Genomic DNA, 25900 nt, shown 5'->3' with positions numbered 1-25900 from the left:
GAAGGCTTGTTAAAATGTTAATTACTTAACATATATATTATATCGGCCGCTTTTTCAAATAGATTAACAAAAAGAAGTAACAATATAATAGTATAATTTTTGAACTCGAAATAAATATGCTTATAATTAGCACAAAAAAATTATATAATATGCTATAATTAAGAGAATGTTTCGGTTAATTTTTATTTCAATATAAAGGATTGACAAATCAATGATGCAATTAGCTCGGTTTTTAAAGAACTATAAAAAAGAAGTTATAATAGGGCCAATTTTCAAATTAACGGAAGCAATATTTGAATTGATTGTTCCAATTGTGATGATGAAAATTATTGATATTGGTATTAAAAACAAGGATATGACTTATGTGCTGCAAATGGGTGGTATTTTAGTTTTATTAGGTGTAGTAGGTTTAGGATGTTCACTTACTTGCCAGTTTTTTGCGGCAAAAGCATCACAAGGCTTTGGAACAGATGTACGGAATGCTTTATTCAAGCATATTATTTCTTTTTCCCATTCAGAAATAGATCAATTTGGTACGCCGTCGTTAATAACCAGACTAAATAATGATGTGAACCAACTCCAAGTTGCGGTTGCAATGTTGATTCGTTTAGTAGTTAGGGCACCGTTCTTAGCAATAGGTGCTACTATTATGGCTATTTTATTAGACTTGCAGTTATCTGTTATCTTTTTAATAACAGCGCCTTTTATTGCGTTGATATTGTATTTGGTAATGAGTAAGTCAATTCCTTTTTATAAAAACATTCAAAAGGGATTAGACAAAGTTTCATTAATCATTAGAGAAAATTTGTCTGGTTCAAGAGTAATACGAGCTTTTTCAAAACAAAAATATGAAGAACAACGCTTTATTGAAGCCAGCGACGAATTAAAAAACAAAGCACTACAGGTTGGTAAAATATCGGCGTTATTATCACCGCTTACCACGATTGTAATAAACTTTGCAATCATCGCAATTGTATGGTGGGGAGGAATACGTGTTAATGTCGGTTCTTTTTCTCAAGGTGAAATTATTGCTTTTGTAAATTATCTGAGCCAGATACTAATAGCATTGATTATTGTTGCAAATTTGGTTGTACTGTTTACAAAAGCATTTGCTTCTGCAAAGCGAGTGAATGAATTATTTGATACAACCTCATCTATTTGTGAACCCTCTGTTATAGGGAATACTATTGTAGATACAAAAACAAAAATTATACTTCGTGATGTTTGTTTTTCTTATCAAGATTCACAAGAGTATAGTTTGCATAATATCAATTTATCTATTCAAAAAGGCGAAACAATCGGAATAATCGGTGGTACAGGAGCCGGAAAATCCACTTTAATTCAATTACTTCCTCGCTTTTATGATGTAACGAGTGGTGAGATTTTAATTGATGGAATGGATGTTAGACATCAATCATTACAAACATTAAGAAAACAATTCGGAATTGTTCCTCAAAGAGCGGTTTTATTTTCCGGAACCATTCGTGACAACATGAAATGGGCAAACCCCAATGCATCCGATGAAGAGATAAACCAAGCCTTAGAGATTGCTCAAGCAAAGGATTTTGTTGATCAACTAGAAAATGGGTTAGATACGATTATTGTGCAAGACGGAAAAAATTTATCTGGGGGACAAAAACAACGATTAACCATTGCCAGAGCTTTGGTGGGAAATCCCCAAATACTCATATTGGATGATAGTGCAAGTGCATTAGACTATGCAACTGATGCAGCACTTCGTAAAGCCATTCATAAGCAAATCAAACATACAACGGTTCTAATCGTTTCCCAACGAGTGAGCGCTGTCAAATCAGCGAATCGTATTGTGGTATTAGATGATGGTGAGATAGCAGGAATTGGAACACATCAAGAGTTATTCAATGCTTGCCAAGTATACAAGGATATCTGTTTATCACAACTAAGTGATGAGGAGGTAGCAAGAGGATGAAAAAGAGTATTTTAAAGCGAATTTTATCTTTTACAAAACCCTATATCGGCTATTTGATATTTGCATTGATTTGCGCTGTGTTGAGTGTAACATTAACTTTATTTACGCCTATATTAATTGGTGATGCAATTGATTTGATTGTTGGAAAAAATAATGTTGATTTCAATGGAATATTGCGTATATTGATTGTATTAGGCATTACCGTTTTGCTAAGTGGCTTATTTCATTGGATTATGGCACTATGTACTAACCAGATAACGTATCGAACAGTTCGTGATTTAAGAGTACAAGCGTTTGAGAAACTAGAAAAAGTACCACTTTCTTATATCGATGAAAATGCACATGGCGATATAATTAGCAGAGTAGTTAACGATATAGATCAAGTATCGGATGGCTTATTGCAAGGCTTTACACAGTTGTTTACCGGCATTGTAACGATTGTCGGCACATTGGTTTTTATGTTATCGGTTAATGTAACGATAGCGATTGTTGTTGTAGTATTAACTCCATTATCGCTTTTTGTTGCATCATTTATTGCTAAGCGATCTTATCAGCTATTTTCAAAGCAATCTAAGTTAAGAGGTAAAATAGGTGGCTATATGGAAGAAATGATAGGAAATCAAAAAGTAGTGAAAGCTTTTTCTTACGAAAAAGAAGCGCAGCAAGAGTTTGAATCCATTAACAATGAGTTATATCAATGTGGAGTGAAAGCACAGTTTGTATCTTCGTTAACAAATCCTTGTGCTCGATTTGTAAATGGGCTGGTATATGCTGCTGTTAGCATTGTAGGTGCAATCAATGCTATTAACGGTCGTGTTTCAATTGGACAACTCTCTTGCTTTTTAAGTTATGCTAACCATTATACAAAACCGTTTAATGAAATTTCGGCAGTTGTTACAGAGTTACAAGCTGCATTTGCAAGTGCACAACGAGTGTTTGATATAATTGATCAACCCGAAGAGAAACAAGATAGTGAAAATGCTAAATCAAATACAGATGTCAAAGGTAATGTAAAGATTGAAGATGTGTCTTTTTCATATCGTACGGAGCAAAAATTGATTGAACATTTTAATTTAGATGTGCAATTTGGTCAACGAATAGCAATTGTAGGGCCAACAGGCTGCGGAAAGACAACATTGATTAACTTGTTGATGCGGTTTTATGAGGTCAATCAGGGTAATATTTATATTGATGATGTTAATATCAAAGATATGAAGCGGAATGATTTGCGTAATCTATTCGGCATGGTTTTGCAAGACACCTGGTTATTTGAAGGAACGGTAAAAGAAAATATCGCATTTGGCAAACCGAATGTAAGCGAACAAGAAATAATTGAGGCTGCAAAGTCAGCGCATGCACATAGCTTTATTAAGCGTTTGCCACATGGATATGATACCGTTATCTCAGAAGATGGTGGGAACATATCTCAAGGGCAAAAACAGTTACTTTGTATTGCACGTATTATGCTAACAAAGCCTCCAATTTTAATTTTGGATGAGGCAACAAGCAATATTGATACAAGGACCGAAATTCAAATTCAAAAGGCATTTGCTAAGATAATGGAAGGCAGAACAAGTTTTATTGTTGCACACAGGCTTTCTACAGTCAAAGAAGCAGATTGCATATTAGTAATGAAAGATGGAAATGTAATCGAACAAGGAACACATGATGAGTTAATGAAGCAAAATGGATTTTATACGAATCTATATCAATCTCAATTTGCGAAAACAGGGGAATAAAAAACGCAGTAAGAATTCTTACTGCGTTTTTTGTACGTTATTTTAAAAGAAAATCGGAATTGGTTAAAATGAGTTCAGAAGCATTTTTGACTTCACTTTCATACCATTCGGTATTATCATATTCGATTAGAACAACATATGTATTCATCAAGGCAAGAAGCATTTTATAAATTAACTCACGCTTTTGATAGGATTCTGTTTTCATAAATTTTTTTTCATAACCCTTAAAAAAGGATTCGTTGGTGAGCCATGGCGTGCTGAAATCCCAAAAGCAGTCGCCGAAAATTGTTCGATCTAAATCAATAATCCCTGCAACTTCATAATCTCCATTTTTATTGGATAATAATACATTTCCTTGCCATAGATCAGTATGAATCATATGTGGAGTTGTAATTTCGTCTAAAACATTTGAATTTGCACTTATTATTTCTCTAAAAAGTTGGACTTCATTGGTAGGTAATAGATTATGTAATTCAACTTTATCAGCTAACTCTTTAGAGAATACTTTGATAAATAAGGACCATTTGTCAAATAGGCCCCAGTCAGTTTTTCGCCACCAACCAAACTTGTCATTGGCTATTTTATGGAGTTTGCTTGTCAACTTACCTACTGTTTCATAAACAGAGTCCAGATTTATATTTTCGACTGAGGGGTCGTTCATTGGGATGGATTCCATATATTCTACTGCAATATAATCTCGTTCCAAAATTGTATTTTCTGGAGAGTATTTGATGATTTTTGAAGTCGGAATATCATGTTCTTGTAACAGTTGATGAAAATGAGGTTCAGCCGCCATCATATCCTTTTCAAAATCCATTAGTAAATGTTTGTTGACAGGGCCAACTCGTAAAACAAAACCGTTTTCTTCTTGGTCTGTATTTACTTTGTAGGTTGTATTAAAAAGTCCACCCTTTAAGATGTTAGCTGATACCAATTTAGTCTGATTACCATATAAATCGGTTATAATTTTTTCAAGTTCTGATTGTGTAAGTTCTTTGTAGATTTTTGATTGACTCATAAAATAGCCCACCCTTTCTACTAACTGTTCTCGTTATGGCCAAAATCTTTGATTTGGGTACCATAGAAGTTATTATATCATAAAAAGTCTGTTTGCACGTAAGTGAAAACAGGTTCCCGCGATAAAATGTTCTCGTTATGGTCAAAATCTTTGATTTTGGGTACCATAGAGGTTATTATATCATAATGATAAACAAACTCCAAGAAAGATTTCTTTCTTGGAGTTTTGTGAAATTAAGTTATTCAGTAATAAAAGTTACAACGCCAAATGCATTATCTTTTAATGTTTCAAAACTATTATTGATATTAGTTGCTTTGATAATATCAACTGTGTAACAATATTCTGTGAAACCGGATAAGTCCATTTTAAAGTTTGTTTCCCAAGTGTTATTCATAACCCATGAGTAAACATCTCGTTTGTTGTTTTCCGGTTTATTATCGCAAAGAACAATCGGATGATGTTTCATTTCTCCCATATAAATCAATGGAACGTCTTTACATTGGATTAACACATTGCTTTCTTTTCCTGTATAGATAACACCATTGTCAACAGTATAATATTCCATACAAGTACCTGGAATTTGGTCGATACCAGGGCGCATGATGGTGTCCCCTTTGTTGATAAACAGTTCGCTACTATTCATATCAAGGCTTAGCGGCATAAAGATGCTTTCAATATCTTCAGAAAGTGTTTTTGCAAGTTTATATTTGAATTCTAATTTTGGTATTTCACGATATAACTTGATTACAACTGAGCTATGGTAAGTTCCTTCAAGGTTATAAACCAATTCAATCATTGTAAATACAGAACCATTTTCGATTACTTTAATATCACTTAGCTCTGCTTGATATTGTTTTGCATGAATGCCACGAATATTTCTACCGATAACACGGCGCTCTTCATAAACATCAGTGCGAATTTCTGTATTTTCATAAATAGGGGTAAAGAATTTTGCGTAGCCATCTTTTAACATTTCTTTGTTTTCCAATTTATTAAAGAAGCTTGTAACACCTTTACCGATTTCATAAGAGATTCTCATAAAGTCGTTTTCAATACCATATTTTAAGGTGTATGTGTTATCATAATCGGTTACGATATCTCGAATTCTTTCAGCTCCAACATAAGCAATACGGGTATTGAATGTTGTGTCTGCTTCCGGTTGTTGCTCATAAGTATATTCTTTTTCTTCATGAGCAGCGAAGTTATCTAGGAAGCTAACTAATACACCACGTGGATGAGCAGATAGTTGAGCAGGTATCACTTCACCAGTTTTTGCATTTGTAATTTTCACACCCGGTAGTCGCATAGTTTCTACATAGAATTCAACCGGCATTTTGCCTTCTTGTGAGCCGGCATTAAAAGCTTTAATTTTACCATCTAAATCATAGTAACGAAGCTTGTCGCCAAGTTTATGTTGAATACGGTTTAGATTTTTTGCAGCTGATTCATGAGCTTTAGAAGCATAACTTGTGTTACGAATATCAAGATTTTGTACCATGGTATCATATGGGTTGGTAATCGTAGAAGAATGTCCCCATGTGTGCTCTGCATATAACATTAAGTTGTCTTCTGCTTCACGAGTAAAGCAATCTTTTGCAGCATTTGCTTTTTTATTCAAACGTTCACACAAATGATACATACGTTGTGCTTCTTTATAATGTTTTACAGCGTATGGAGTACTACCAACACCGTTTGCCCACCAGTCATTCAAATCACCTTTGTAGGTTGGAGCATCTTTTATTTCTTCCTTGATGAGATGGTATAGTTCTTCTACAGTTACCATATGCATAGTTACTTCTTCACCATAAGTTTCGTTAAACGCCTCAATTGTGCGAAGAATGTTTGTGTTTGGAGGTGCATTATCACTAAATACGCCGGAAACACTAGTTACTAAGAAAGAGTATGGATAATTATATTCTAAATATTGCTCAAAACATTTATCAACGTTAAATTTTAATGTTTCAATATGAGAATCAAACGCATTTTGTTTGCCAAAATAGTTTTGAGTCATGAAGTTAATATTTTTATTGTACACAATACCAAGTGCATTTCCTAAATTGTAATGTTCGCCGCTAAATACTAATAATTTTTTGCCTTGTTCATTTTCCCAAAAGTAAGGAGTTTGGTTATGATATAAAGGATACATACCATGATGGGTGTGTATATTAGTAAATAAGAATTCAATACCATTGTCAATGAAAACATCACGAGCACCCATTGAAATACCGTTAATGTCAGCATTCATAGCAGCTTTAACAGGTATATTTTGTGCTTCAAAAATAGAAACCATTTCTTTAGTTCTTTTGTTTAAAACAGCTTTATCAACTAGGTCATTAAAGTTTAGGTATGTTCCGGAAATACCAATATTACCTTTTTTAACAAGGTCATAGAAGTCGGATTTTTCTTGCTCTGTTGCTTCTTCTAAAAACTTCTCAACGCAAAAATAGGTTTCGCAGTTCCATTTAAAGTTTTTATCACCTGTATTGTTTTCATATCCTTTTTTGATAATATCTATTGCAGAACGAATATAATCAATGTGTGTGTAAACTACTCTCTCTTGTAAATCAGTGTAGCCGATGTCAGTGTGGGAATGGTGTACCACATAAATATCTTTAATTTTGCGGTTCATAGTACAATCTCCTAATCATATTTTAAAATTTGTAAATAATAAGCTATATTATTGTGGCTTCATTATAGCAAAAAAGGTAATCACATTCAATAAAAAAAATTTACGCAATTTATATAAAAAAATTATTATATTCATCATAATACGGTTGCAAAATCTGTATTTTAAAGGCATAATTTCATTGAGATGTTTCATTAGGTTTGCACAATTTATCAATTTTTTTGCGTATATTGTCATTCTTTTTCAAATAAGAATGTCCTATAATGAAATCAAATAAAATAAGGAGAATGATAAAATATGGTTAAAGGGTATTCCAATTATGATAAAAAACCATTTGTGCGTGTAAACGGTTTTCAAAATCATGCATTTGCCGGACAAAGAATTATAGACGAGTTAAAACGTAAAGTGGATTCTTTCTCAAAGGACAAAGTGGTATTAGCATTAGATTGCTATCATGGTGTGAATCAACAAGAGTTACTTGAATTGTTGAAACAATTAAAACCTATTTCTATGATATCCATAAGTGAAGCAAATCATTCTAACGAACAAATACAAGCAATGTTAAATCGCAATATTACAAACGATCGTGTATTCGGTGTATTGTCTTGTCATAAAATTGAAGAATTTTTCTGCAAAGATAAGCTTGCAAAAATAAATGCTGACATCGCAGCAATTGAAACAGGTCTTGTAATTGTATATGGTATAGGCGCAAGCTTAATAGAACAAAAAGATATTATCGTTTATGCAGATATGCCACGTTGGGAACTACAACTTCGTATGCGTAGAAATGAAGTTGCAAACTGGTGTGCAGACAACTATGATGAAGAAATTCTTCGTAAATATAAGCGTGCATTCTTTATTGATTGGCGTGTATTAGATCGTCATAAAACTTCTTTGTTTGAAAAAATGGATTATATTCTAGATTCTACAATTTCGAATGAACCAAAGATGATGACAAAAGAAGCTCATCTTGCTGGCTTAAAACAAGCTGCTGAGCAACCATTTCGTGTAGTACCATTCTTTGACCCAGGTGTTTGGGGCGGTCAATGGATGAAAGAAGTTTGTGGTTTAGATAAAACCCAAAAAAACTTTGCTTGGTGTTTCGATTGTGTTCCTGAGGAAAACAGCTTAATTTTAAAAATAGATGAGATTGAAATTGAAATTCCATCCATCAATCTTGTATTATATCAACCAAGAAATCTACTAGGAGATAAAAACCATGCTCGTTTTGGTGCAGAGTTTCCAATTCGCTTTGACTTCCTTGATACGATAGATGGCGGAAACTTAAGCTTACAAGTACATCCGCTTACAGAATATATTCAACAAAATTTTGGAATGCATTATACACAAGATGAAAGCTACTACATGTTAGACGCTGGTGAAGATGCAACTGTTTACCTTGGTGTAAAAGAAAACATAAACTCACAAGAAATGATTGAGGATCTGCGTGTTGCTGAAACCGGTGAAAAGCTTTTTGATGCAGATAAGTATGTAAACTGTTTTAAAGCTAAAAAACATGACCATTTCTTGATACCGGCAGGTACCGTTCATTGTTCCGGTAAAAATGCAATGGTATTAGAAATTAGTGCAACTCCATACATCTTTACATTTAAACTATGGGACTGGGGTAGATTAGGATTAGACGGCAGACCACGTCCAATCCATTTGGCTCATGGTGAAAAAGTGATTCAATTTGATCGTGATACAAAATGGGTAAAAGAAAACTTAGTTGATCAAGTTGAAAAAATAAGTGACGGCGATGGTTATATTGAAGAAAGAACAGGCCTTCATAAGCGTGAATTTATAGAAACAAGACGTCATTGGTTTACAAAGCCGGTTACTCATAATACAAATGATGGGGTTAATGTGTTGAATTTAGTTGAGGGTAAGGAAGCTGTTGTTTCAAGTCCAACAAATGCATTTGAGCCATTTACTGTTCATTACGCAGAAACATTTATTATTCCTGCAAGTGTTGGCGAGTACGTAATTAGTCCAACTGAAAACTGCAATGGGGAAACACTCGCAACAATTAAAGCATATGTTCGAAATTAGTTTTTCATTGTTAAGGTGTTCTGTTTACAGAACACCTTACTTTGGTTGTTGCCTTTAGGCTTAATAAAACCCCTGGTTCTACCAGGGGTAGGTAAAAAAGCCTTGGCAAAAATAAAACCTCCATGTTAAAATAGTGACGGTTTGGCGACCGTATCACAAAGATAACAAGGAGGAATTAAGCAATGAAAAATGAAGTAAAACAGACAGCACATTCAAGTTATAGGTGCGAATACCATATAGTGTTTGCACCAAAATATAGAAGAAAAATAATTTATAAAGATTTGCGAAGAGATGTAGGTGAAATATTTCGAAAATTATGCACAGAAATGAAAGTGGAAATAATAGAAGCGGAGGCATGTGTAGATCACATACACATGTTAGTAAGTATTCCACCGTATATGAGTATATCACAGTTTGTAGGAACACTCAAGAGTAAGAGTGCACTGATGATATTCGATAGGCATGCAAATTTAAAATATAAATATGGATCACGAAATTTTTGGTGTAGAGGTTATTTTGTAGATACAGTAGGAAAAAATGAAAAGAAAATAGCAGAGTACATTCGAAACCAATTAGAAGAAGATTATGCAAAAGACCAAATTTCATTTAAAGAATATACGGACCCGTTTACGGGTAATCAAGTGAAATAGGGCAAAAAACAAACAGCCACTTATAGTGGCTGCCTGTAATTGTGATGCGATGACAAACTTTCAGCACCCCTTTGAGGGGTCAGCACGAGTTGACCCTTCTAGGGTCTGAGCAAACCACTAGTTCACTAGTGGTTTTGATTTATATTAAGAAAAGGGTGGTTTATTTTTGAAAGAATATATAATTGCGTTAGATGTAGGTGGCAGTTCTATTAAATCAGCGTTAATTGAACAAAACCCGCAATCAAAAGAGCTTACATTGATAGAAGATTCCTATAGAATGTACGATTCAAAGTCTAAACAATCTAAAGATGAAATTGTGGAGAACTTAATAGCTATATTTAAAAAGCAAATAGATCAACTAAAAGGCACAGATTTTTCAATTAAAAGTCTTGCAATTGCATTTCCGGGCCCTTTTGATTATGAAAAGGGAATTAGTTTAATGCAAAGCTTAGATAAATTTGATGATTTATATCAAGTGAATGTTACAGAAGAAATACGCAAAAAGCTGATAGCTTTGAATGATTCAAAGCTATCAGCAGATATTCCAATTGTATACGAAAACGATGCTACTGCATTTGCATTGGGCGAATATGTAAATGGTGAAGCAAAAGGATTTCATAAAGCCGCTTTTATAACATTAGGAACGGGTTGTGGTTCTAGTTTTATTGAAGATGGAAACCTTGTAAAAGGCAAAAAAGGAATTCCAGTAAGCGGAATGATTTTTGATGCTCCATTTCAAGATAGTATTATTGATGACTATATTTCAAAGCGAAATATCCTTGCTATTGCAAAAAGTCATGGATTTGATATACAACAAGTGGATGTTAAGCAATTACAACAGTTAGCAGAACAAAGTAACCAACAAGCAAAAGACGTTTTTATTCAATTCGGGGCATTGTTAGGTTCAGCACTTGGGAAGTACTTTTTTACATTTGAACCGCAAGTTTTGGTATTGGGTGGAAGAATATCAAACGCATTTTCTTTGATGAAAGATAGTTTTTATCAGGCAATATTTCCGCTTAAACCTAAAGTAGCTCTTTCAAAGGATTTATCCAAAAGTGCTTTAATCGGAATTGCAGCTTATTCGCAAAGATTTATTTAAAATCGGCACCATATAACATACCGTTTGAAGCAAACTGCATTTGATATTTTTTTGGAGATATTCCATAGTATTTTTTGAAGACTCTGCAAAATTGTGCAGGGTCTTCAATGCCTACATGGGGACCAATATCATTAATACGAAAGTTCATACGTAAATAGCTACTTGCAAGACTCATTCTTCTGTTATTTATATAATCAATAATAGTTGTGTTGAGGTATTGATTAAAGAGTAATTGCAAGTTTCTCTTTGATGTATTACAATGATTTGATAATTTTTCTAATGTAATTTTTTCTGTTATATGCAATGAAATATAATCTAAAGCAGTATCAATAATATTATTTGAAATTTCATTATATTTTTTTGATGATCGGGTTTGCTTTGATAATAGCATCATACATTCATAAATAAAGCCTTTCACCGATTGCTCAATGCTATAGGTTATAATTTTTTTGTTATTTCCGTTTTCTCGTGCTTTTGAATAATCATAAAGAAAATTCAAGTAAGATAACATATGCTGTTGCGATTTTTTTAAAATACTGTGATTGTTGAGAAATTTTGAAATAATGATTTCTTCGGGTTGGTTGGTTGCTGGCGCGTCATTGTGGAATAAATGAAAAGAAAAGTAAAAGAGATTTAATGAAGAAAGAGATTCTTGATTTTCTGTTTGTACAGTAATTTCATGTAACACATCGGGATCCGCAATAAAAACATCGCCTTTTTTTACAGTCATGATATCGTTACCATAAATAAAAAGTCCAGAACCTTCCGTAACAAGGCAAAGCTCATAGCATTTATGATAATGCCTTGCATTTGTTGGAGTGATTTTATTAAAAGTACAATAAGAGCCGGGCTTGATTGATATTAAATGATTTCCAACCTTGTCTTCTATGAGTAAATCATTAATTTGTATTAACGAATACTTGCTGGTTTGCACAATATTCCCTCACTTTTTCTATTCCCCTGCTTTAGGCTAGGGGAATACTCATTTATTCTTTGATTAAATCTTTTATTACTTCCCCTGCAATGATTAATCCGGCAACAGAAGGGACAAAAGCAACGCTTCCCGGTACTTGTCTGCGTTTCGTGCATTTTCTTGCAGTATCGGGTGGGCATATGCAATGCGAATTGCAGCTATTGGATTCTGTTTCAATTGGAGTAAGCGCTTCTTCTTTGGAGTAAACAACCTTTAATTTTTTAATTCCCCTTTTGCGCAGCTCATAGCGCATTACTCTTGCTAACGGACAAACTGAGGTCTTAAAAATATCGGCGACTTCAAATTTGGTTGGATCCAGTTTGTTGCCTGCGCCCATACTGCTCATAATTGGAACATTGTATTCTTTCGCTTTTTCAACTAAAAGCAGTTTGGATGAAACGGTATCAATTGCATCCACAATATAAGACCAATCGCTATAATGAAATTCATCCGCATTATCTTTGGTGTAAAACGCTTGAAAAATCGTAACTTTGGCATTGGGGTTAATCTCCAAAATACGATCCTGCATTACTTCTACTTTGTTTTTGCCAACCGTTTTTCTTGTGGCAATCAGTTGACGGTTAATATTTGTTAAGCAGACTTTATCATCGTCAATTAATACAAGATGTCCAACACCACTTCTTGCAAGTGCCTCAACGGTATATGATCCAACACCGCCTACGCCGAAAACAGCCACAGTAGAATCTTTGAGTTTTTGCATTGCTTTTTGTCCGAGTAAAAGCTCTGTTCTTGAAAATTCATTTAACATAGGTTTTATAAGCCATCCTTTTTAGATTATTGGTTGAAAATCGCCTCGTTCACTAGATAGGTAATAACCGATTTTGTTCATTCTTTTTTCTAAACATAGTCTGCATTCTGCCGCTTCGTCACCTGTGCAGATTTTGTTGTCATATAGGGAATAGTTTTTTCGTACTGAAGTAGGAGAGAGGTTTGGCATAACGACATTGGCTCCTGCTAATATACCTTTTTCTCTACCGGTTGGGTCAATCGTACCCAATGCAGTAGTTGCAGGTATAAGTGCATTAGGAAGCAATAAACGAAGCACACCAATTAAAAATAGAGTGAGTTCCAATGTGCCGGCAGGCTCACTTGCAAATTGTGTATCTTTATGTGGAATAAATGGCCCAATGCCTATCATATGGGGTGAGAATTCTTTAATGAATTGTAAATCAGCAACGAGGTTTTCTATTGTTTGATACGGAGAGCCGACCATGAAACCTGTTCCCACTTGATAGCCAATCTCTTTTAAATCTTGTAAACATTGCTTTCTTGTACTTAACAGCAAATTTTTAGGATGTAATGATGCATAGTGGCTATCCGTTGCAGTTTCATGGCGCAATAAATAGCGGTCAGCACCGGCATTATAAAATTTTTGATAGGAATCATAGCTTTTTTCCCCAATAGACAAGGTTATAGCACAATCGGGGAATGCTTTTTTTATAGACGAAATAATATCGACCATTTTTTCATCGGTAAAAAAGCCATCTTCTCCACCTTGCAATACGAAGGTGCGGAATCCAAGCTCGTGACCTTGTTTACAGCAAGAGAGTATTTGCTCTTTTGTTAAACGATAGCGAATAGCATTTGAATTGCTTTTTCGTATTCCACAATAGTAGCAATCGTTTTTACAATAATTTGTAAACTCAATTAACCCTCTTGTATATATTGCATTTCCAAAATAGTTTTGTGAAGTCGCTCTAGCTTTTTCAAATAAGTATTCGCTCAACTCCGGAGTAATGTTTTGCAATAATGTTGTAAGCTGTGATTGGCTTAAATTATGTTCTTGATCTAATTGATCAATTAATGATTTCATAGTTATGATTATCCTTTTTCTAATCAAATATTTTCAGTAATAATGGGTTGTATTATTCGGTTATGAGTGAAATTATCTCAATTTCAACTAAAACATCTTTGGGTAACCTTGAAACTTCTATGCAGCTTCTTGCAGGATAGGGTTGCGTGAAATAAGTTGCATAAATTTCGTTTATTTTAGCGAAATCATTCATATTTTTTACAAATACTGTTACTTTTACTACTTGTTCAAATGAGGAATTTGCTTCTTTTAATATCGCTTCAAGATTTTGAAATACTTGTTTGGTTTGTATTTCTATTCCGCCTTCTATAACAAGCCCTGTTTTAGGGTTAATCGGAATTTGACCGGATGTATAAAGTAGATTTCCAATTTGAATTGCTTGAGAATAAGGCCCAATTGCAGATGGCGCATTACTTGTTGCAATTTGTTTTCGTTGCATAAAATTCCTCTTTCCGATTGTAAACATATTTTATTCGTTAAATTATATTATATCATAAAAAGTCTGTTTACACGTTAGTGAATACAAATTCTTGTGAAAATGTTCTTTATGTTCAAAATTTTTGATTTGGGGTACCATACAGGTTATTATATCATAGAGAAACAAATAAGGACAACTCTCATTGTCCTTATTCAAGACTGTAGATAAAGATTTATTATTTGATATTTGCAAGATATTAGGTCGGTTCTTGCTGTATTAACATTGGGCTATCCGCCCAAGCCTGACCATGCTTTTTGGCAATTGCCCCAAAAAGCATGGATAAAAAATGCTTTGTTTCTCAAAATTGTTTTTATATGACATCGCGCCTATGTTTGTGCAAATCAGAAAAAGTTTAAATATGTGCTATGTTATTCTTTGATGCTCCCCAAGATAATTTCTTGTAAATCGTTATGCGACCAGCAATTGATCCACGCGATTAACATTTGATTAAGAAGTATAGTTTTACTTTATGTCATTTTTAAAAAACGATTTTCGCAAGTAATACTTCTAAAATTCAGCTTTTTCTTGCGCTTTAAGTTTTCCGATAAGTTGAAAATAAGGACAACTCTCATTGTCCTTATTTTCAACTTGGTTCATACAATTATTCTAAAAACATAGGGGTAGATAAATATCGTTCACCAGTATCGGGAAGTAAAACAACAATGGTTTTTCCTTCGTTTTCAGGGTGTTTTGCAAGTTCTGTTGCAGCCCACAAAGCCGCACCGGAAGAAATACCGACTAATAATCCTTCAGCACGAGAAATCTCTTTGCACAAAGCGAAGGCATCGTCATTTTCTACTAAAATTACTTCATCGTAAATCGTTGTATTAAGAGTGTCTGGGATAAATCCTGCACCAATACCTTGAATTTTATGAGGTCCTGCTGTTCCTTTTGTAATAATTGGTGAAGCGGAAGGCTCAATGCCTACTACTTTTATAGCAGCATTTTTAGATTTTAAGTATGCACCTGTTCCGCTAATGGTTCCGCCAGTACCAATACCGGCAACAAAAATATCAACAGTGCCATCGGTATCTTCCCAAATTTCAGGACCGGTTGTTTTGATATGGGCTTCAGGGTTAGCTGGATTGTTAAATTGGCCGGGAATAAATGAGTTATCGATTTCACTTGCAAGCTCTTCAGCTTTTGCAATAGCACCCTTCATGCCTTTTGTTCCATCGGTTAAAACAAGCTCAGCACCGTATGCTTTTAATAAATTTCTGCGTTCAACACTCATGGTTTCCGGCATTGTTAAAATAATGCGATAGCCTCGAGCGGCTGCAACGCTAGCAAGACCAATACCTGTATTACCACTAGTTGGTTCTATAATAACAGAGCCTTGCTTTAAAATTCCTTTTGCTTCAGCATCATCAATCATTGCTCTTGCAACACGATCTTTAACACTTCCGGCAGGGTTAAAGTATTCTAACTTTGTAACAATTTTAGCTTTCAAATCATATTTTTTTTCATAATTGGTAAGTTCCAATAACGGAGTTTTTCCAATCAAATCGGTTAAGCTTTTATAGATGTTGGACATAACCATTCTCCTTAAATTTTAATATTTATTTAATCCTATAGAATTAGTATAGTTTAATTATATGTACAGAATATCTATTTGTCAATAGGTTTTATGAAAATAAATATATAATTCATATATGAATAGTATGATATATCTGTATAAGAGTGCGTTTTTAGCACTCTTTATTTATTACAACTCGAACAATTTCCACCAAATACCTTAGCACATAGTTTTCTTCCCGTTGGGGTATCGGCTAATCCGCCTTCTGCGGTTTCTTTTAAAGTGTGGGGAAGACTGTCACCAACTTTTTTCATTGCAATAATAACTTCATCTACAGGAATTGCACTTTCAATTCCTGCTAATGAAAGCTCTGCGGCAACAAATGCATTTGCTACACCCATAGCATTTCTTTTGACACAAGGAATTTCTACTAAACCGGCAACCGGATCGCAAACTAAACCCAATAAATTTTTCAAAGCAATTGCACAAGCGTGAGCAGCCATTCGTGGAGTACCGCCAGCAATTTCAGTAAGTGCTGCGGCAGCCATAGCAGATGCACTTCCTACCTCGGCTTGGCAACCGCCCTCAGCGCCCGAAATGCTTGCTAAGTTTGCTATTACCATACCAAAACCGGAAGCTAAAATAAGCCCCATAACAACGGCTTCTTCCTCTATGTTTCGCTCTTCCATAATTGTAAGAAGTGCAGCAGGAATAACACCACATGAGCCTGCAGTTGGAGCCGAAACAATTTTACCCATGCAAGAGTTGGTTTCTGAAACAGATAACGCTTTAACCATAGCGTTACCAAAGAGTTTTCCACAAATATTTTTTTCTTGGTCAACTGCTTGTTTCATTTTATATGCATCGCCGCCTGTCAGCCCGCTTGAAGAGCGCAGATCTTTATTTAGACCATGCGCAACACTTTCTTTCATAACATCTAAATTGATTTTCATCATATGATAGATTTCTTCTTTGGATTTTTCTAATTGGCTTGCTTGTTGTTCTAAAACGATATCTGAAATTCTACATTGCTTTTCTTCTGCAGCAGCTACAAGTTGTTCAATCGAACGATATTTTATCATAAATGAGTTTCCTTTCAAATAAATCCTATTAAATGCTAATCGGCGGAATTAACGTAGAACTGATTACGTTTGCTAGTTTCATAATTCCGTCATTTACTTCATCAGTGCAAAGAGCATCCATTTCAATTACCATAACAGCTGTTCCGCCTTTTTGATCTCTGCTTAAGCGGAAGTTACCGATATTCATTCCTTGTGCAGCTACATAATTGGTAACTGCTGCGATTGTACCGGGCGCATCGTTGTGCAGTACAATTAAAGTTGTATATTGTCCTGTTATTTCAACTTTCATATCGTTAATTTTTTGAATGACAACATTTCCACCACCAATAGAAGCCCCTTGAGTAATAGCTTCGTTTCCTTGACTATCGACTAGCTCAATGCGTGTTGTATTGGGATGAGCACCATCCATTTCATCTTTGATAAAGTGATACTCCAATCCTTCCTCAGTAGCTAATTCCAAGCTGTTTCGAATTCTTGGGTCATCGGGATTCATGCCTAGTATTCCGGCAATCAAAGCTTTATCTGTTCCATGTCCTTTATAGGTTTTGGCAAAGGAACCGTATAGATAAATGGTTGCTTTAACTGGTTTACCTTTCAGCAAAGCACCGGCTATTTTCCCAATTCGAACAGCGCCTGCGGTATGGGAACTGGATGGTCCTATCATAACAGGACCGATAATGTCAAAAATATTCATAAGAAACTCCAATTCAATTTCATTGTTAATACTATTTGCGAAACTAGAAAAAACATACATATAATGGGCATTTGATACTATTTCTTTGTATAATAGTTATCTTTACATTTTTATGTGTTCTAACTATAATTAAAGATGAAAAATATTTTATTGCAAGAAAGGAAGAGCCAGTATGAAACGTTTATTGATGGTAATTGATTTTCAAAATGATTTTGTAGATGGGAGCCTTGGCTTTGAAAATGCAAAGAATATTGAAGAAGCGATTGTTTCTAAAATAGAAACGTATCATAAAAATGGCGATTCGGTTCTTTTTACATTTGATACGCATGACGAAACCTATCTGAATACGCAAGAAGGCAAAAATTTACCTATTTTGCATTGTATAAAAGATAGTAAAGGGTGGCAACTATATGGTAAGCCAAAAGAACTCCTTTTGTCAACAGATAAAATCATATATAAGGGCGGATTTGGTTCTTTGGAGCTTGCTAATTATTTAAAAGCCGAACATTACGATGAGATTGAATTATGTGGACTGGTAAGTAATATTTGCGTTATAACAAATGCAATCTTAGCAAAAACTGCATTACCGGAAGCGAAGATTGTTGTTGACGCAAAAGCAACAGCTAGTTTTGATGAACAGTTACATTTACAAGCTTTAAACGTAATGAAAGGACTACAGATTCAAGTAGTCAATGAATGCTGATGTTACAGCATATCAAGGAAGGATCACAAATGAAAACGACAATGAATTATACGATGCTATGTGATTTTTATGAACTTACAATGGCAAACGGTTATTTGAAAACAGGAATGGATAAAGATATTACTTATTTTGATGTTTTTTTCCGTGGGATACCGGATGGAGGAGGATTTGCAATTGCAGCAGGACTGGAACAAGTTATTGCATATATTGAAGATTTAAACTTTGATGAAGAAGACATTGCATATTTACGCTCAAAAAATCGCTTTGATGATGCTTTTTTGACTTATTTAAGAGATTTTAGATTTACGGGAGACATTTATGCAGTTCCGGAAGGTACGCCTGTATTTCCAAATGAACCTATTTTAACGGTAAGAGCACCTGCAATTGAAGCACAGTTTGTGGAAACCTATATATTATTGACATTAAATCATCAATCATTAATTGCTACAAAATCTAATCGAATTGTACGTGCTGCCAACGGAAGAGCAGTTGCAGAATTTGGCTCAAGACGTGCACAAGGCGCAGATGGTGCTATCAGCGGGGCAAGAGCTGCCTATATTGGCGGATGTGGATCATCTGCTTGTACAATTGCGGATCAGCTATATGGCGTACCTGCGTCGGGTACAATGGCGCATTCATGGGTGCAGATGTTTGATGATGAGTATACTGCATTTAAAACTTATTGTGAGATTTACCCAAACTCAACAGTATTATTGGTAGACACCTATAACACATTAAAAAGTGGTGTGCCGAATGCCATCAAAGCATTCAAAGAGGTCTTAGTTCCAAAAGGTATAACTGAATTTGGAATTCGCCTTGATTCCGGAGATATTACTTACTTATCTAAAAAAGCTAGAAAAATGCTTGATGAAGCAGGTTTGCAATCTTGCAAAATCGTAGCATCTAATTCTTTAGATGAAAATATTATTCGAGATTTGATTATTCAGGGTGCACAAATTGATGTTTTTGGAGTTGGCGAAAAGCTGATTACTGCGAAAAGCAATCCTGTGTTTGGTGGCGTTTATAAGCTCGTTGCAAAAGAAGACGCAGATGGCAACATCATTCCTAAAATTAAAATTAGTGAGAATATTATTAAAATTACCAATCCACATTTTAAAAAGGTATATCGCTTATTTGAAAAAGAAACCAATATGGCAATTGCCGATTTATTATGCGTTCATGATGAAGTAATTGATGAAACGAAACCTCTTGTTTTATTTGATCCTGATGCAACATGGAAAAGAAAGACGATTGAGGATTTTTATGCAGTAGACTTACTAGTTCAAATATTTAAAAACGGAAAACTGGTATATCAAAGTCCAACATTAAAAGAAATACAATCGCATTGTCAAAATCAAGTAGAAACACTTTGGGATGAGGTAAAGCGTTTTGAAAATCCACATCATTACTATGTTGATTTATCAGAAAAACTTTGGGACATTAAATATAAATTATTGCAAGAACATAAATAGATAAAAAAGCCAAGAAGGAAAAGATTTGTCTTTTCCTTCTTGGCTTTTAACGATATATTGTTATGTAAGGTTATTTCAAATGCTTTTCAGTATTTGAATTATTCAAATGAAATGGAATGGAAGATAAATGCACTATAAGCATTCCAAGCCGTTCCTGTTGAACCCATAGCATCCGGTAACTCAAAGTTTAATTCTAATTGATTATTTTGTATTGCTTGTTTTGGAATTTTAAAAGTAATCTCACAATTACTGTTCTTTAGTGCATTATCATAAACAGTTTTACCATTTGCTTTGATGATAAGTCTTTGCTTTTCACCATAAACACTTCCAATTTTCAGTTTAGCGGTTAAATCTTGCTTTATTTTTTCTTTAAAAGCAACTTTAACTAAAGCGTGACCACCATATGTACGATTGTCATTATCGAAAACGCCATTGATATATGCATTTTCTGAAAGTGAATTAAAATTGATGGTGTCTCCCAATGAATATTTATTTTTTGGATTGCCGTCGGCATATTCGTCTTTTGCAATTTTGTAGGAATTAAAATCAGATGCAATTCCATCTACTGCAAATGCTGTTATACAAGAGATTGTTTCGTCATATAAGCCTTTATTAAAAATAAAATTATATGCATATCTTTCACGTTTACTGTCTTCTGGAATTTTGAAAAGTGCGGCATCTTTTCCTTTGCCTGCAGCAGTATCTTTTATAAAAGGAACCAAATCGCTTGCCAAAGAAATTGGAGATGAAGAAATTTTGAACTCACTTTTTTCATTTGTTGGTTTCACCATTAAAACAGGATTGAGAAATATACTATTTCCATGATCAGCAGCAAAAATGATTGTAGTATTATCATAGGAATTCGTTTCTTTAAGTTTTGCAATCATAGTTTTTAAAATAGTCATTTGGGAGATACTTTGTTGATATCTTCTTTCATCTTCATGGACATTCTTACCCCAATTTACAGTTACCATTTTCTCGTTAAGCGTAGCAGGAGGATGTGGTCCATTTAAATGATATAGGGTAAAATTGTTTTTATCGTCTGAAGGATGAAAGCCTTGATTTAATTCATTATAAAATGCTTTATCGTCTATTGTATAAACGTCTTTATTTGCATATTGAATAGTAGAATTAAATTGTGCTGTATCTAACACAAAACGTTGCTTTGCAAAGTGTGGGGCATATTTAAAAAATGAATATTTATAAATTAGCTTTGATACTTTTTTTCTAACTTCTGCATTTGTATTTTGGTTAATGCAGCCTTTTTTCAAATTATCAATATCGCCAATACTTACACTATGCATAAAATCAGATTCAGTATAAATCTTAACTCGATAGTTTTTTTCATGCATATAGTCAAAGAAGGTAGTTTTTTGTAAGCATTCCTTCGTTCCATCAGATGCATTTTTGCCGACAGGCAGAAGTTCTCCTGTCATTATGGTAGGTAAAGAAAGGTTGGTTAATGTTCCAATACCGGAAGTGTTATTAAAGTATGTAAAATCATTTAGGTTTTTTACAATATCAGGTCTTTCTTTTGTAATTCTTGTCATATATCGTGATTCAAAGGAGTCAGAAAGTATCAATAAAATATTATTTTGCTTAGATATATTGAACTTGTTCGCATTTGAAACATAACAGGTGTCATCCTTGTAAGATGGTGCAGTAATGCTAACTGTAATAAGAGTAACAATTTCAAGTCCGATTATAATAATTGAAATAATTTTTGCCATTGTATTGATAATATTCTTTTTAAAGATTGCAATTACTAGGGGAACAACAATAATAATAACCCAAATAATTGTATTGATAGTTCCTTTTGTTATCATACTTTTCCAGTTAATTGGTGAACCATCCAGAGTTGGGTAGCCTCTTGTTAAAAAGTTGCCTTGCAGATATAAGCAAACAAGCCCAGATATCATTAAAGCAAATAAATAAGGCTTTACTTTTTTGGGCATCAATAATGAAACCAGTAAGCAGAACACGAGTGAGGCTGAAAAAACAATTAGAACAATTGGAATAATTGTTTGAATGGAAAACCAGAAGCTTGATTTTCCGGAAAAATAGGAATCAAGTGGTGCAAAAACGAACAAGTTAAAAGAAAAAGCAAAAGATAAAAGAATAGCAGTAATAATATTATCTTTTCTTTCTTTTGGGGGATTGGTAAGGCCATTTGGGATAATGGTATTCTCATGTGTTATTTGACGGTCCATAATTACTCCTTTATATCTGTTAACGAGTATAGCAATAGATATATTTTTTTATTACCCAAGAATAGAATAAATCAAGCATTTCACTTTCATACAAGAGATAGCGAAATGCTTGAAATATACTTTATTTGTTAGAATTTTCGTTATTTATCGCATTTATTAGATATTCTGTCACTATCTTTTTGCTATTGCCGGGATGATATAAGTAATTCTTTATTACATCTTCAATTTGCAATTTATAGTTTTCTTTTTGGTCAAATAATGTTTGAATAGTAGTAGCAACTGTATTGAGCTTATCTTTATCTAAAGAAACACCAAGCTGATTTCTTAAAGTAATCTCTATTGGAACGCTTTCAATTTCTTGCCAATGAGGATTCATTACTTTCATTTGAGTGTTAATAAATAATGATGGCTTTTTGGTTGCATAAGAGAATTCCAATGCAATACCAGACCAGTCCGTAATAACTAAGTCAGCTGTAAAAATTGTAACATTGGATGAAAAGTCGGTTTCTATTCTGAAATGCTCATTCAATCTATTTTCATACTTTGCAATTAGTTGTTGCAGCTGAGCAGCATATCGTTTCACATACTCAGGATGTGGGCGAACGGTGATATCATATTCTTTGTCTAAAAGCTGCTCTAATATTTCATCAATACAGCTATCTAGTATATTGTCTTCTTGCCATGATGGAGCAATCAATATTTTCTTAATATTATTTTCAACTTTTTCTATAGCGTTGTATTGCTCTGTAAGTTGGTCAATTAGCCCATAGCCACATTCGACTAATTTTTTTGCAGGTAAGTTATAAACTTTTTCCGTTTCACGAATTTCTTTGACTTGTGCAGGGCCTACGCAAAATACCGTATCAAAGTGATCAAAGGCTTCAAACGCATTCCCCATTTGTGTGCTAATCGCATCATGTGGAATATAAATGTACTCCACTTTTTTGTTTACAAGCGAGCGTTTTAAGTGGTAAGTTTGAAGATTCGGAGTAGTCATAACCATAATTTTAGCATCAATTTTCATAAATAGAGGGATAAGCCTGTTATCATCAATGAAATAGGTTCTTAAGCGAGGATTATTTTGTTCAAAAATTTTGTCATTAGGATCACTTGTTACATAGTCAATAGTAATATCAGAATTTTCTAATATTCCATCAATCATATCATTAAAATATTTATAGAATCCGCTTTTTTCGGAATATACAACAATATCTTTGGTTACATCGTCTTTGAAAAAGCAAGCATAATCGGCTTTGGATTTTGCTTTTTGCTCCGGCGTAAGTTTAGATGATTTTTGAATCTTTTTACTTTCTGATAATTCAATTTTGCTTTTTTCCAATTCTTCATAATCAATTGATTTTTTAGGATCATACATAGCATTAAGAATATAGATTAAAGCAATTGCAAACAGATTTCCGAATATCCAATATAATCCGATGCCTGTAGGCACAATAAAAGCAAAATATGTAGAAAAAGCAACTAAAAACGCTGTCATTCCCCATCTTCCTAAAAAGCCTTGTTCTTTTTGTAAAACATTTTCTTTGTTTTGGAAGAAACATAGAAGGAAAGCACTTACTCCTGATAAAATTGGAATGAACCAATAAATATCAAAGCCAAAGAAATTTGGAGTATGAGATAAGTCCATTCCAAAAAAGTTAAAGTCCATTACTTGCATTGCGCTAATAGCTGCATTTACATCGCAGCCTTGAATGCTGAGAGAAGCAAATTGATTAACATAAGCAGGATCTTGCACAAGGTTAATAACGGCTATTTGAGCGTTAGAGCCAAGTTCAGGATTGTTTAAAATTTCTGCTGCTTTTTGCGTAAAAGCGCTAATAAGAGATGAGTCTAAATGTAATAAATGTTGAAGTGGATTATAAACTACCGCAATCAAACCCAATATAATCGGAATTTGGATCAACATTGGGATGATGCCGGCAAGAGGGGAGTACTTTTTCCTTTTAAATAAAGCAGATTGCTGTTCAGCAATTCGATCTCGATTGCAAATATTTCGAGCAATAATACGATTACATTCAGGTTGAATACGAATCATTTTAATTGAGTTCTTTTGAACCCATACACTCAACGGGAACATAATTACTTTTGTAAGCAATGTAAAAACAATAATTGCAAAGCCATAGTTTTTTATAATAAACCAGCAAAGCCACATCAGCCAGCCAAGAGGTATACCTATCAAGGTATTGATAATATCCATTTTATGTACCACCAAATCTATGAGTTTTAAGCGTTATTGCTTTTCTTTTCAGCATCTTTGCTGATTTTCTTTTCCATTGCTTTTATTTTTAGTTTTTTAAAAAAGCTCGTAATTTTTTTCCAAAAGATTCCGATTACTGTACCTAGAGCAATGAATACACCGGCTACTACTTGAATAATGTAAGAAGTTGTAGCAGCATCAAGATAAGCGTTAACGGATGGAGTCACCATAATAAAAGTCAGAATACTGAAATATATAATAGGTAACATGCGTTTCATTCTTTTCATATTTTTATCCCCCAAAATGTATTAATATTTCTGTTAAAAAACAAAAATTATCCATTTAAGTATATCGTTTTTTCTTGTTAATGTCAACATATTACAAGCTAAGTTTACAAGAATGACGAGGCCTATATAAATTCTATCTAGGCAACATTATATTCTGAAATAAAGTTGTCCAAAATATAGTTATTTCTACTTATGAGTCTATAGAAAAAGCATATCCTGTTTAGATTTCGCATATATATCGAACATACAACATTTATGCGGAGGGGTATGATGCAAGTGGAAGGAATCGATGATAGAAGTATCCTATTAGCAAAACATATTATTGAAACGAAAGATACTGTGAGAAAAACGGCAAAGCTGTTTGGAATAAGCAAAAGTACCGTACATAAAGACGTGACAGAGCGTCTTGAGCGTATTAACAAATCACTTTACCTAGAAGTACAAAAGGTTTTAGAGCAAAATAAACGTGAACGCCATATTCGTGGCGGCATCGCAACACGCGAAAAATATAAAGCAAGAGCATTATCATAAGATAAAGGAACCCACCACAAGTTCATTGCGGTGGGCTCCTTTATGCTATAGTCCCATATATTTTTGAAGTAAAAAGAAATCTTCTTCGGTTGTTAGCTTGATGTTCTTTTTATCGCCCTCAACAAGCGCAACAGGAAGGTCAAGCTTTAAAAGCAGACCGGCATCATCTGTAACTTCTTCATCTTGTGAAACAGCTTCGTGGGCGTTTAAGATATTTTCAAGTTGAAAGCTTTGAGGCGTTTGGGCTGCAAACATGGCACTGCGCTTTGGCACACCATGAATGAGCTTTCCATCTTTGCTGATAAACATCGTATCTGTAGCAGGAATTGCAGTAACACAAGCGCCAAATTTTGTTGCGGCATTAATGTTATCTGTAATAATTTTTTGTGATAAATTTGGCCTTGCTGCATCATGAATTAGAACAATATCGGATTTATGATATTTGTTTGCAATTTCTTTTAGTCCCAAATAAGAAGATTCTCTTCTTGAATTGCCTCCGGAAACAACAGCTTTCAATTTTGAGAATCCATAAACAGGATCAAACAATACGTTCATTTGATCGATCCATTCTTTATGACAAACAATATACATTGCATCAATCAATGAGTGCTGCTGAAAGCTTAAAAGAGAATGAGAAATAACAGGCTTTCCCAATAGAGGCATAAATTGTTTTGGACGTTCGGTCTTCATTCTTAAACCAATACCGCCAGCTAAAACAAGTGCAATATTCATGAAGATGTTCCTTCCTTTCTGTCAGCAAAAGTCGATAT

The 25900-nt window shown here is 34.0% G+C and carries 21 protein-coding genes; 8 read left to right on the top strand and 13 right to left on the bottom strand.

The window, feature by feature from the left end:
• Positions 1-211 precede the first annotated feature (211 nt).
• Both RBG61_RS04335 and RBG61_RS04330 read left to right on the top strand, forming a co-directional pair.
• Positions 212-1948, top strand: a complete 1737-nt coding sequence (locus RBG61_RS04335; RefSeq protein ID WP_307946104.1) for an ABC transporter ATP-binding protein — start codon at positions 212-214, stop codon at positions 1946-1948.
• Positions 1945-3687: an ABC transporter ATP-binding protein gene (locus tag RBG61_RS04330; RefSeq protein ID WP_307946103.1), complete on the top strand. Its 1743-nt coding sequence runs from the start codon at positions 1945-1947 to the stop codon at positions 3685-3687. Before RBG61_RS04335 ends, RBG61_RS04330 begins: the two co-directional genes overlap by 4 nt.
• Positions 3688-3724: 37 nt before the next feature.
• Here RBG61_RS04330 and RBG61_RS04325 read toward each other — a convergent pair whose 3' ends face one another.
• Both RBG61_RS04325 and RBG61_RS04320 read right to left on the bottom strand, forming a co-directional pair.
• Entirely contained in the window at positions 3725-4705 is a 981-nt protein-coding gene (locus tag RBG61_RS04325) for a phosphotransferase family protein (protein ID WP_307946102.1), read from the bottom strand.
• Between the two features lie 238 nt (positions 4706-4943).
• The gene (locus RBG61_RS04320) at positions 4944-7334 is read right to left on the bottom strand and encodes a hypothetical protein (protein WP_307946100.1); all 2391 of its coding nucleotides are present in this window, start codon (positions 7332-7334) and stop codon (positions 4944-4946) included.
• A 294-nt stretch (positions 7335-7628) separates the two neighbouring features.
• Here RBG61_RS04320 and RBG61_RS04315 point away from each other — a divergent pair, with 294 nt between their 5' ends.
• From RBG61_RS04315 to RBG61_RS04305, 3 genes are all read left to right on the top strand, one after another.
• Positions 7629-9383, top strand: coding sequence for a class I mannose-6-phosphate isomerase (locus RBG61_RS04315; RefSeq protein WP_307946099.1), 1755 nt, complete (start codon positions 7629-7631; stop codon positions 9381-9383).
• Positions 9384-9565: 182 nt separating this feature from the next.
• Entirely contained in the window at positions 9566-10033 is a 468-nt protein-coding gene (gene tnpA, locus RBG61_RS04310) for an IS200/IS605 family transposase (RefSeq protein ID WP_307942351.1), read from the top strand.
• A gap of 166 nt (positions 10034-10199) precedes the next feature.
• On the top strand, positions 10200-11135 hold the full coding sequence (locus RBG61_RS04305; protein WP_307946097.1) for an ROK family protein: 936 nt from the start codon (positions 10200-10202) through the stop codon (positions 11133-11135).
• On the opposite strand, the gene RBG61_RS04300 is transcribed toward RBG61_RS04305, so the two are convergent.
• From RBG61_RS04300 to sdaAB, 7 genes are all read right to left on the bottom strand, one after another.
• On the bottom strand, positions 11128-12069 hold the full coding sequence (locus RBG61_RS04300; protein WP_307946095.1) for an AraC family transcriptional regulator: 942 nt from the start codon (positions 12067-12069) through the stop codon (positions 11128-11130). The two genes, RBG61_RS04305 and RBG61_RS04300, sit on opposite strands and share 8 nt — an antisense overlap.
• 52 nt (positions 12070-12121) lie before the next feature.
• Positions 12122-12877: a tRNA threonylcarbamoyladenosine dehydratase gene (locus RBG61_RS04295; RefSeq protein WP_307946093.1), complete on the bottom strand. Its 756-nt coding sequence runs from the start codon at positions 12875-12877 to the stop codon at positions 12122-12124.
• A gap of 21 nt (positions 12878-12898) precedes the next feature.
• Positions 12899-13942 (bottom strand): [FeFe] hydrogenase H-cluster radical SAM maturase HydE, encoded by a 1044-nt coding sequence (gene hydE, locus RBG61_RS04290; protein WP_307946091.1) that lies wholly within the window; start codon positions 13940-13942, stop codon positions 12899-12901.
• Positions 13943-13994: 52 nt separating this feature from the next.
• Positions 13995-14381, bottom strand: a complete 387-nt coding sequence (locus RBG61_RS04285) for a RidA family protein (protein WP_307946089.1) — start codon at positions 14379-14381, stop codon at positions 13995-13997.
• Positions 14382-15021: 640 nt separating this feature from the next.
• Entirely contained in the window at positions 15022-15954 is a 933-nt protein-coding gene (gene cysK / locus RBG61_RS04280; RefSeq protein ID WP_307946087.1) for a cysteine synthase A, read from the bottom strand.
• A 164-nt stretch (positions 15955-16118) separates the two neighbouring features.
• Positions 16119-17018 carry an L-serine ammonia-lyase, iron-sulfur-dependent, subunit alpha gene (gene sdaAA / locus RBG61_RS04275; RefSeq protein ID WP_307946086.1) on the bottom strand — a complete coding sequence of 300 codons (900 nt, stop codon included), beginning with the start codon at positions 17016-17018 and terminating at the stop codon, positions 16119-16121.
• Between the two features lie 28 nt (positions 17019-17046).
• Positions 17047-17712, bottom strand: a complete 666-nt coding sequence (gene sdaAB / locus RBG61_RS04270) for an L-serine ammonia-lyase, iron-sulfur-dependent subunit beta (RefSeq protein ID WP_307946085.1) — start codon at positions 17710-17712, stop codon at positions 17047-17049.
• A 172-nt stretch (positions 17713-17884) separates the two neighbouring features.
• Between sdaAB and RBG61_RS04265 the strand changes: the two genes are divergently transcribed.
• Positions 17885-18415 (top strand): cysteine hydrolase family protein, encoded by a 531-nt coding sequence (locus RBG61_RS04265; protein ID WP_307946083.1) that lies wholly within the window; start codon positions 17885-17887, stop codon positions 18413-18415.
• Positions 18416-18444: 29 nt separating this feature from the next.
• Positions 18445-19887, top strand: coding sequence for a nicotinate phosphoribosyltransferase (locus RBG61_RS04260; protein WP_307946082.1), 1443 nt, complete (start codon positions 18445-18447; stop codon positions 19885-19887).
• A 98-nt stretch (positions 19888-19985) separates the two neighbouring features.
• Here RBG61_RS04260 and RBG61_RS04255 read toward each other — a convergent pair whose 3' ends face one another.
• The 3 genes from RBG61_RS04255 to RBG61_RS04245 form a co-directional block, all read right to left on the bottom strand.
• Positions 19986-22097, bottom strand: coding sequence for a sulfatase-like hydrolase/transferase (locus RBG61_RS04255; RefSeq protein WP_307946081.1), 2112 nt, complete (start codon positions 22095-22097; stop codon positions 19986-19988).
• A gap of 121 nt (positions 22098-22218) precedes the next feature.
• Entirely contained in the window at positions 22219-24312 is a 2094-nt protein-coding gene (gene yidC / locus RBG61_RS04250; protein ID WP_307946080.1) for a membrane protein insertase YidC, read from the bottom strand.
• Positions 24313-24338: 26 nt separating this feature from the next.
• A complete protein-coding gene (locus tag RBG61_RS04245) occupies positions 24339-24599 on the bottom strand; it encodes a hypothetical protein (protein ID WP_307946079.1) in 261 nt (86 codons plus the stop codon).
• A gap of 270 nt (positions 24600-24869) precedes the next feature.
• On the opposite strand from RBG61_RS04245, the gene spoIIID reads away from it, so the two are divergent.
• Positions 24870-25130: a sporulation transcriptional regulator SpoIIID gene (spoIIID, locus tag RBG61_RS04240; protein ID WP_307946078.1), complete on the top strand. Its 261-nt coding sequence runs from the start codon at positions 24870-24872 to the stop codon at positions 25128-25130.
• Positions 25131-25175: 45 nt separating this feature from the next.
• Here the strand turns inward: spoIIID and ispD are convergent, their stop codons facing one another.
• Entirely contained in the window at positions 25176-25862 is a 687-nt protein-coding gene (gene ispD / locus RBG61_RS04235) for a 2-C-methyl-D-erythritol 4-phosphate cytidylyltransferase (protein WP_307946077.1), read from the bottom strand.
• Positions 25863-25900: the final 38 nt, after the last annotated feature.

The sequence above is a fragment of the Paludicola sp. MB14-C6 genome (genome assembly GCF_030908625.1).
GTDB lineage: Bacteria > Bacillota > Clostridia > Oscillospirales > Ruminococcaceae > Paludihabitans.
The sequence above is the reverse complement of the archived record's forward strand: the minus strand, read 5'-3'. Positions and strand labels throughout refer to the sequence as shown.

Bases quoted from the DNA above. Each gene is read 5' to 3' on its own strand.
- RBG61_RS04335 (WP_307946104.1), top strand. From the start codon at position 212: ATGATGCAATTAGCTCGGTTTTTAAAGAACTATAAAAAAGAAGTTATA.
- RBG61_RS04330 (WP_307946103.1), top strand. From the start codon at position 1,945: ATGAAAAAGAGTATTTTAAAGCGAATTTTATCTTTTACAAAACCCTAT.
- RBG61_RS04325 (WP_307946102.1), bottom strand. From the start codon at position 4,705: ATGAGTCAATCAAAAATCTACAAAGAACTTACACAATCAGAACTTGAA.
- RBG61_RS04320 (WP_307946100.1), bottom strand. From the start codon at position 7,334: ATGAACCGCAAAATTAAAGATATTTATGTGGTACACCATTCCCACACT.
- RBG61_RS04315 (WP_307946099.1), top strand. From the start codon at position 7,629: ATGGTTAAAGGGTATTCCAATTATGATAAAAAACCATTTGTGCGTGTA.
- tnpA (WP_307942351.1), top strand. From the start codon at position 9,566: ATGAAAAATGAAGTAAAACAGACAGCACATTCAAGTTATAGGTGCGAA.
- RBG61_RS04295 (WP_307946093.1), bottom strand. From the start codon at position 12,877: ATGTTAAATGAATTTTCAAGAACAGAGCTTTTACTCGGACAAAAAGCA.
- hydE (WP_307946091.1), bottom strand. From the start codon at position 13,942: ATGAAATCATTAATTGATCAATTAGATCAAGAACATAATTTAAGCCAA.
- RBG61_RS04285 (WP_307946089.1), bottom strand. From the start codon at position 14,381: ATGCAACGAAAACAAATTGCAACAAGTAATGCGCCATCTGCAATTGGG.
- cysK (WP_307946087.1), bottom strand. From the start codon at position 15,954: ATGTCCAACATCTATAAAAGCTTAACCGATTTGATTGGAAAAACTCCG.
- sdaAA (WP_307946086.1), bottom strand. From the start codon at position 17,018: ATGATAAAATATCGTTCGATTGAACAACTTGTAGCTGCTGCAGAAGAA.
- sdaAB (WP_307946085.1), bottom strand. From the start codon at position 17,712: ATGAATATTTTTGACATTATCGGTCCTGTTATGATAGGACCATCCAGT.
- RBG61_RS04265 (WP_307946083.1), top strand. From the start codon at position 17,885: ATGAAACGTTTATTGATGGTAATTGATTTTCAAAATGATTTTGTAGAT.
- RBG61_RS04260 (WP_307946082.1), top strand. From the start codon at position 18,445: ATGAAAACGACAATGAATTATACGATGCTATGTGATTTTTATGAACTT.
- RBG61_RS04255 (WP_307946081.1), bottom strand. From the start codon at position 22,097: ATGGACCGTCAAATAACACATGAGAATACCATTATCCCAAATGGCCTT.
- yidC (WP_307946080.1), bottom strand. From the start codon at position 24,312: ATGGATATTATCAATACCTTGATAGGTATACCTCTTGGCTGGCTGATG.
- RBG61_RS04245 (WP_307946079.1), bottom strand. From the start codon at position 24,599: ATGAAAAGAATGAAACGCATGTTACCTATTATATATTTCAGTATTCTG.
- spoIIID (WP_307946078.1), top strand. From the start codon at position 24,870: ATGCAAGTGGAAGGAATCGATGATAGAAGTATCCTATTAGCAAAACAT.
- ispD (WP_307946077.1), bottom strand. From the start codon at position 25,862: ATGAATATTGCACTTGTTTTAGCTGGCGGTATTGGTTTAAGAATGAAG.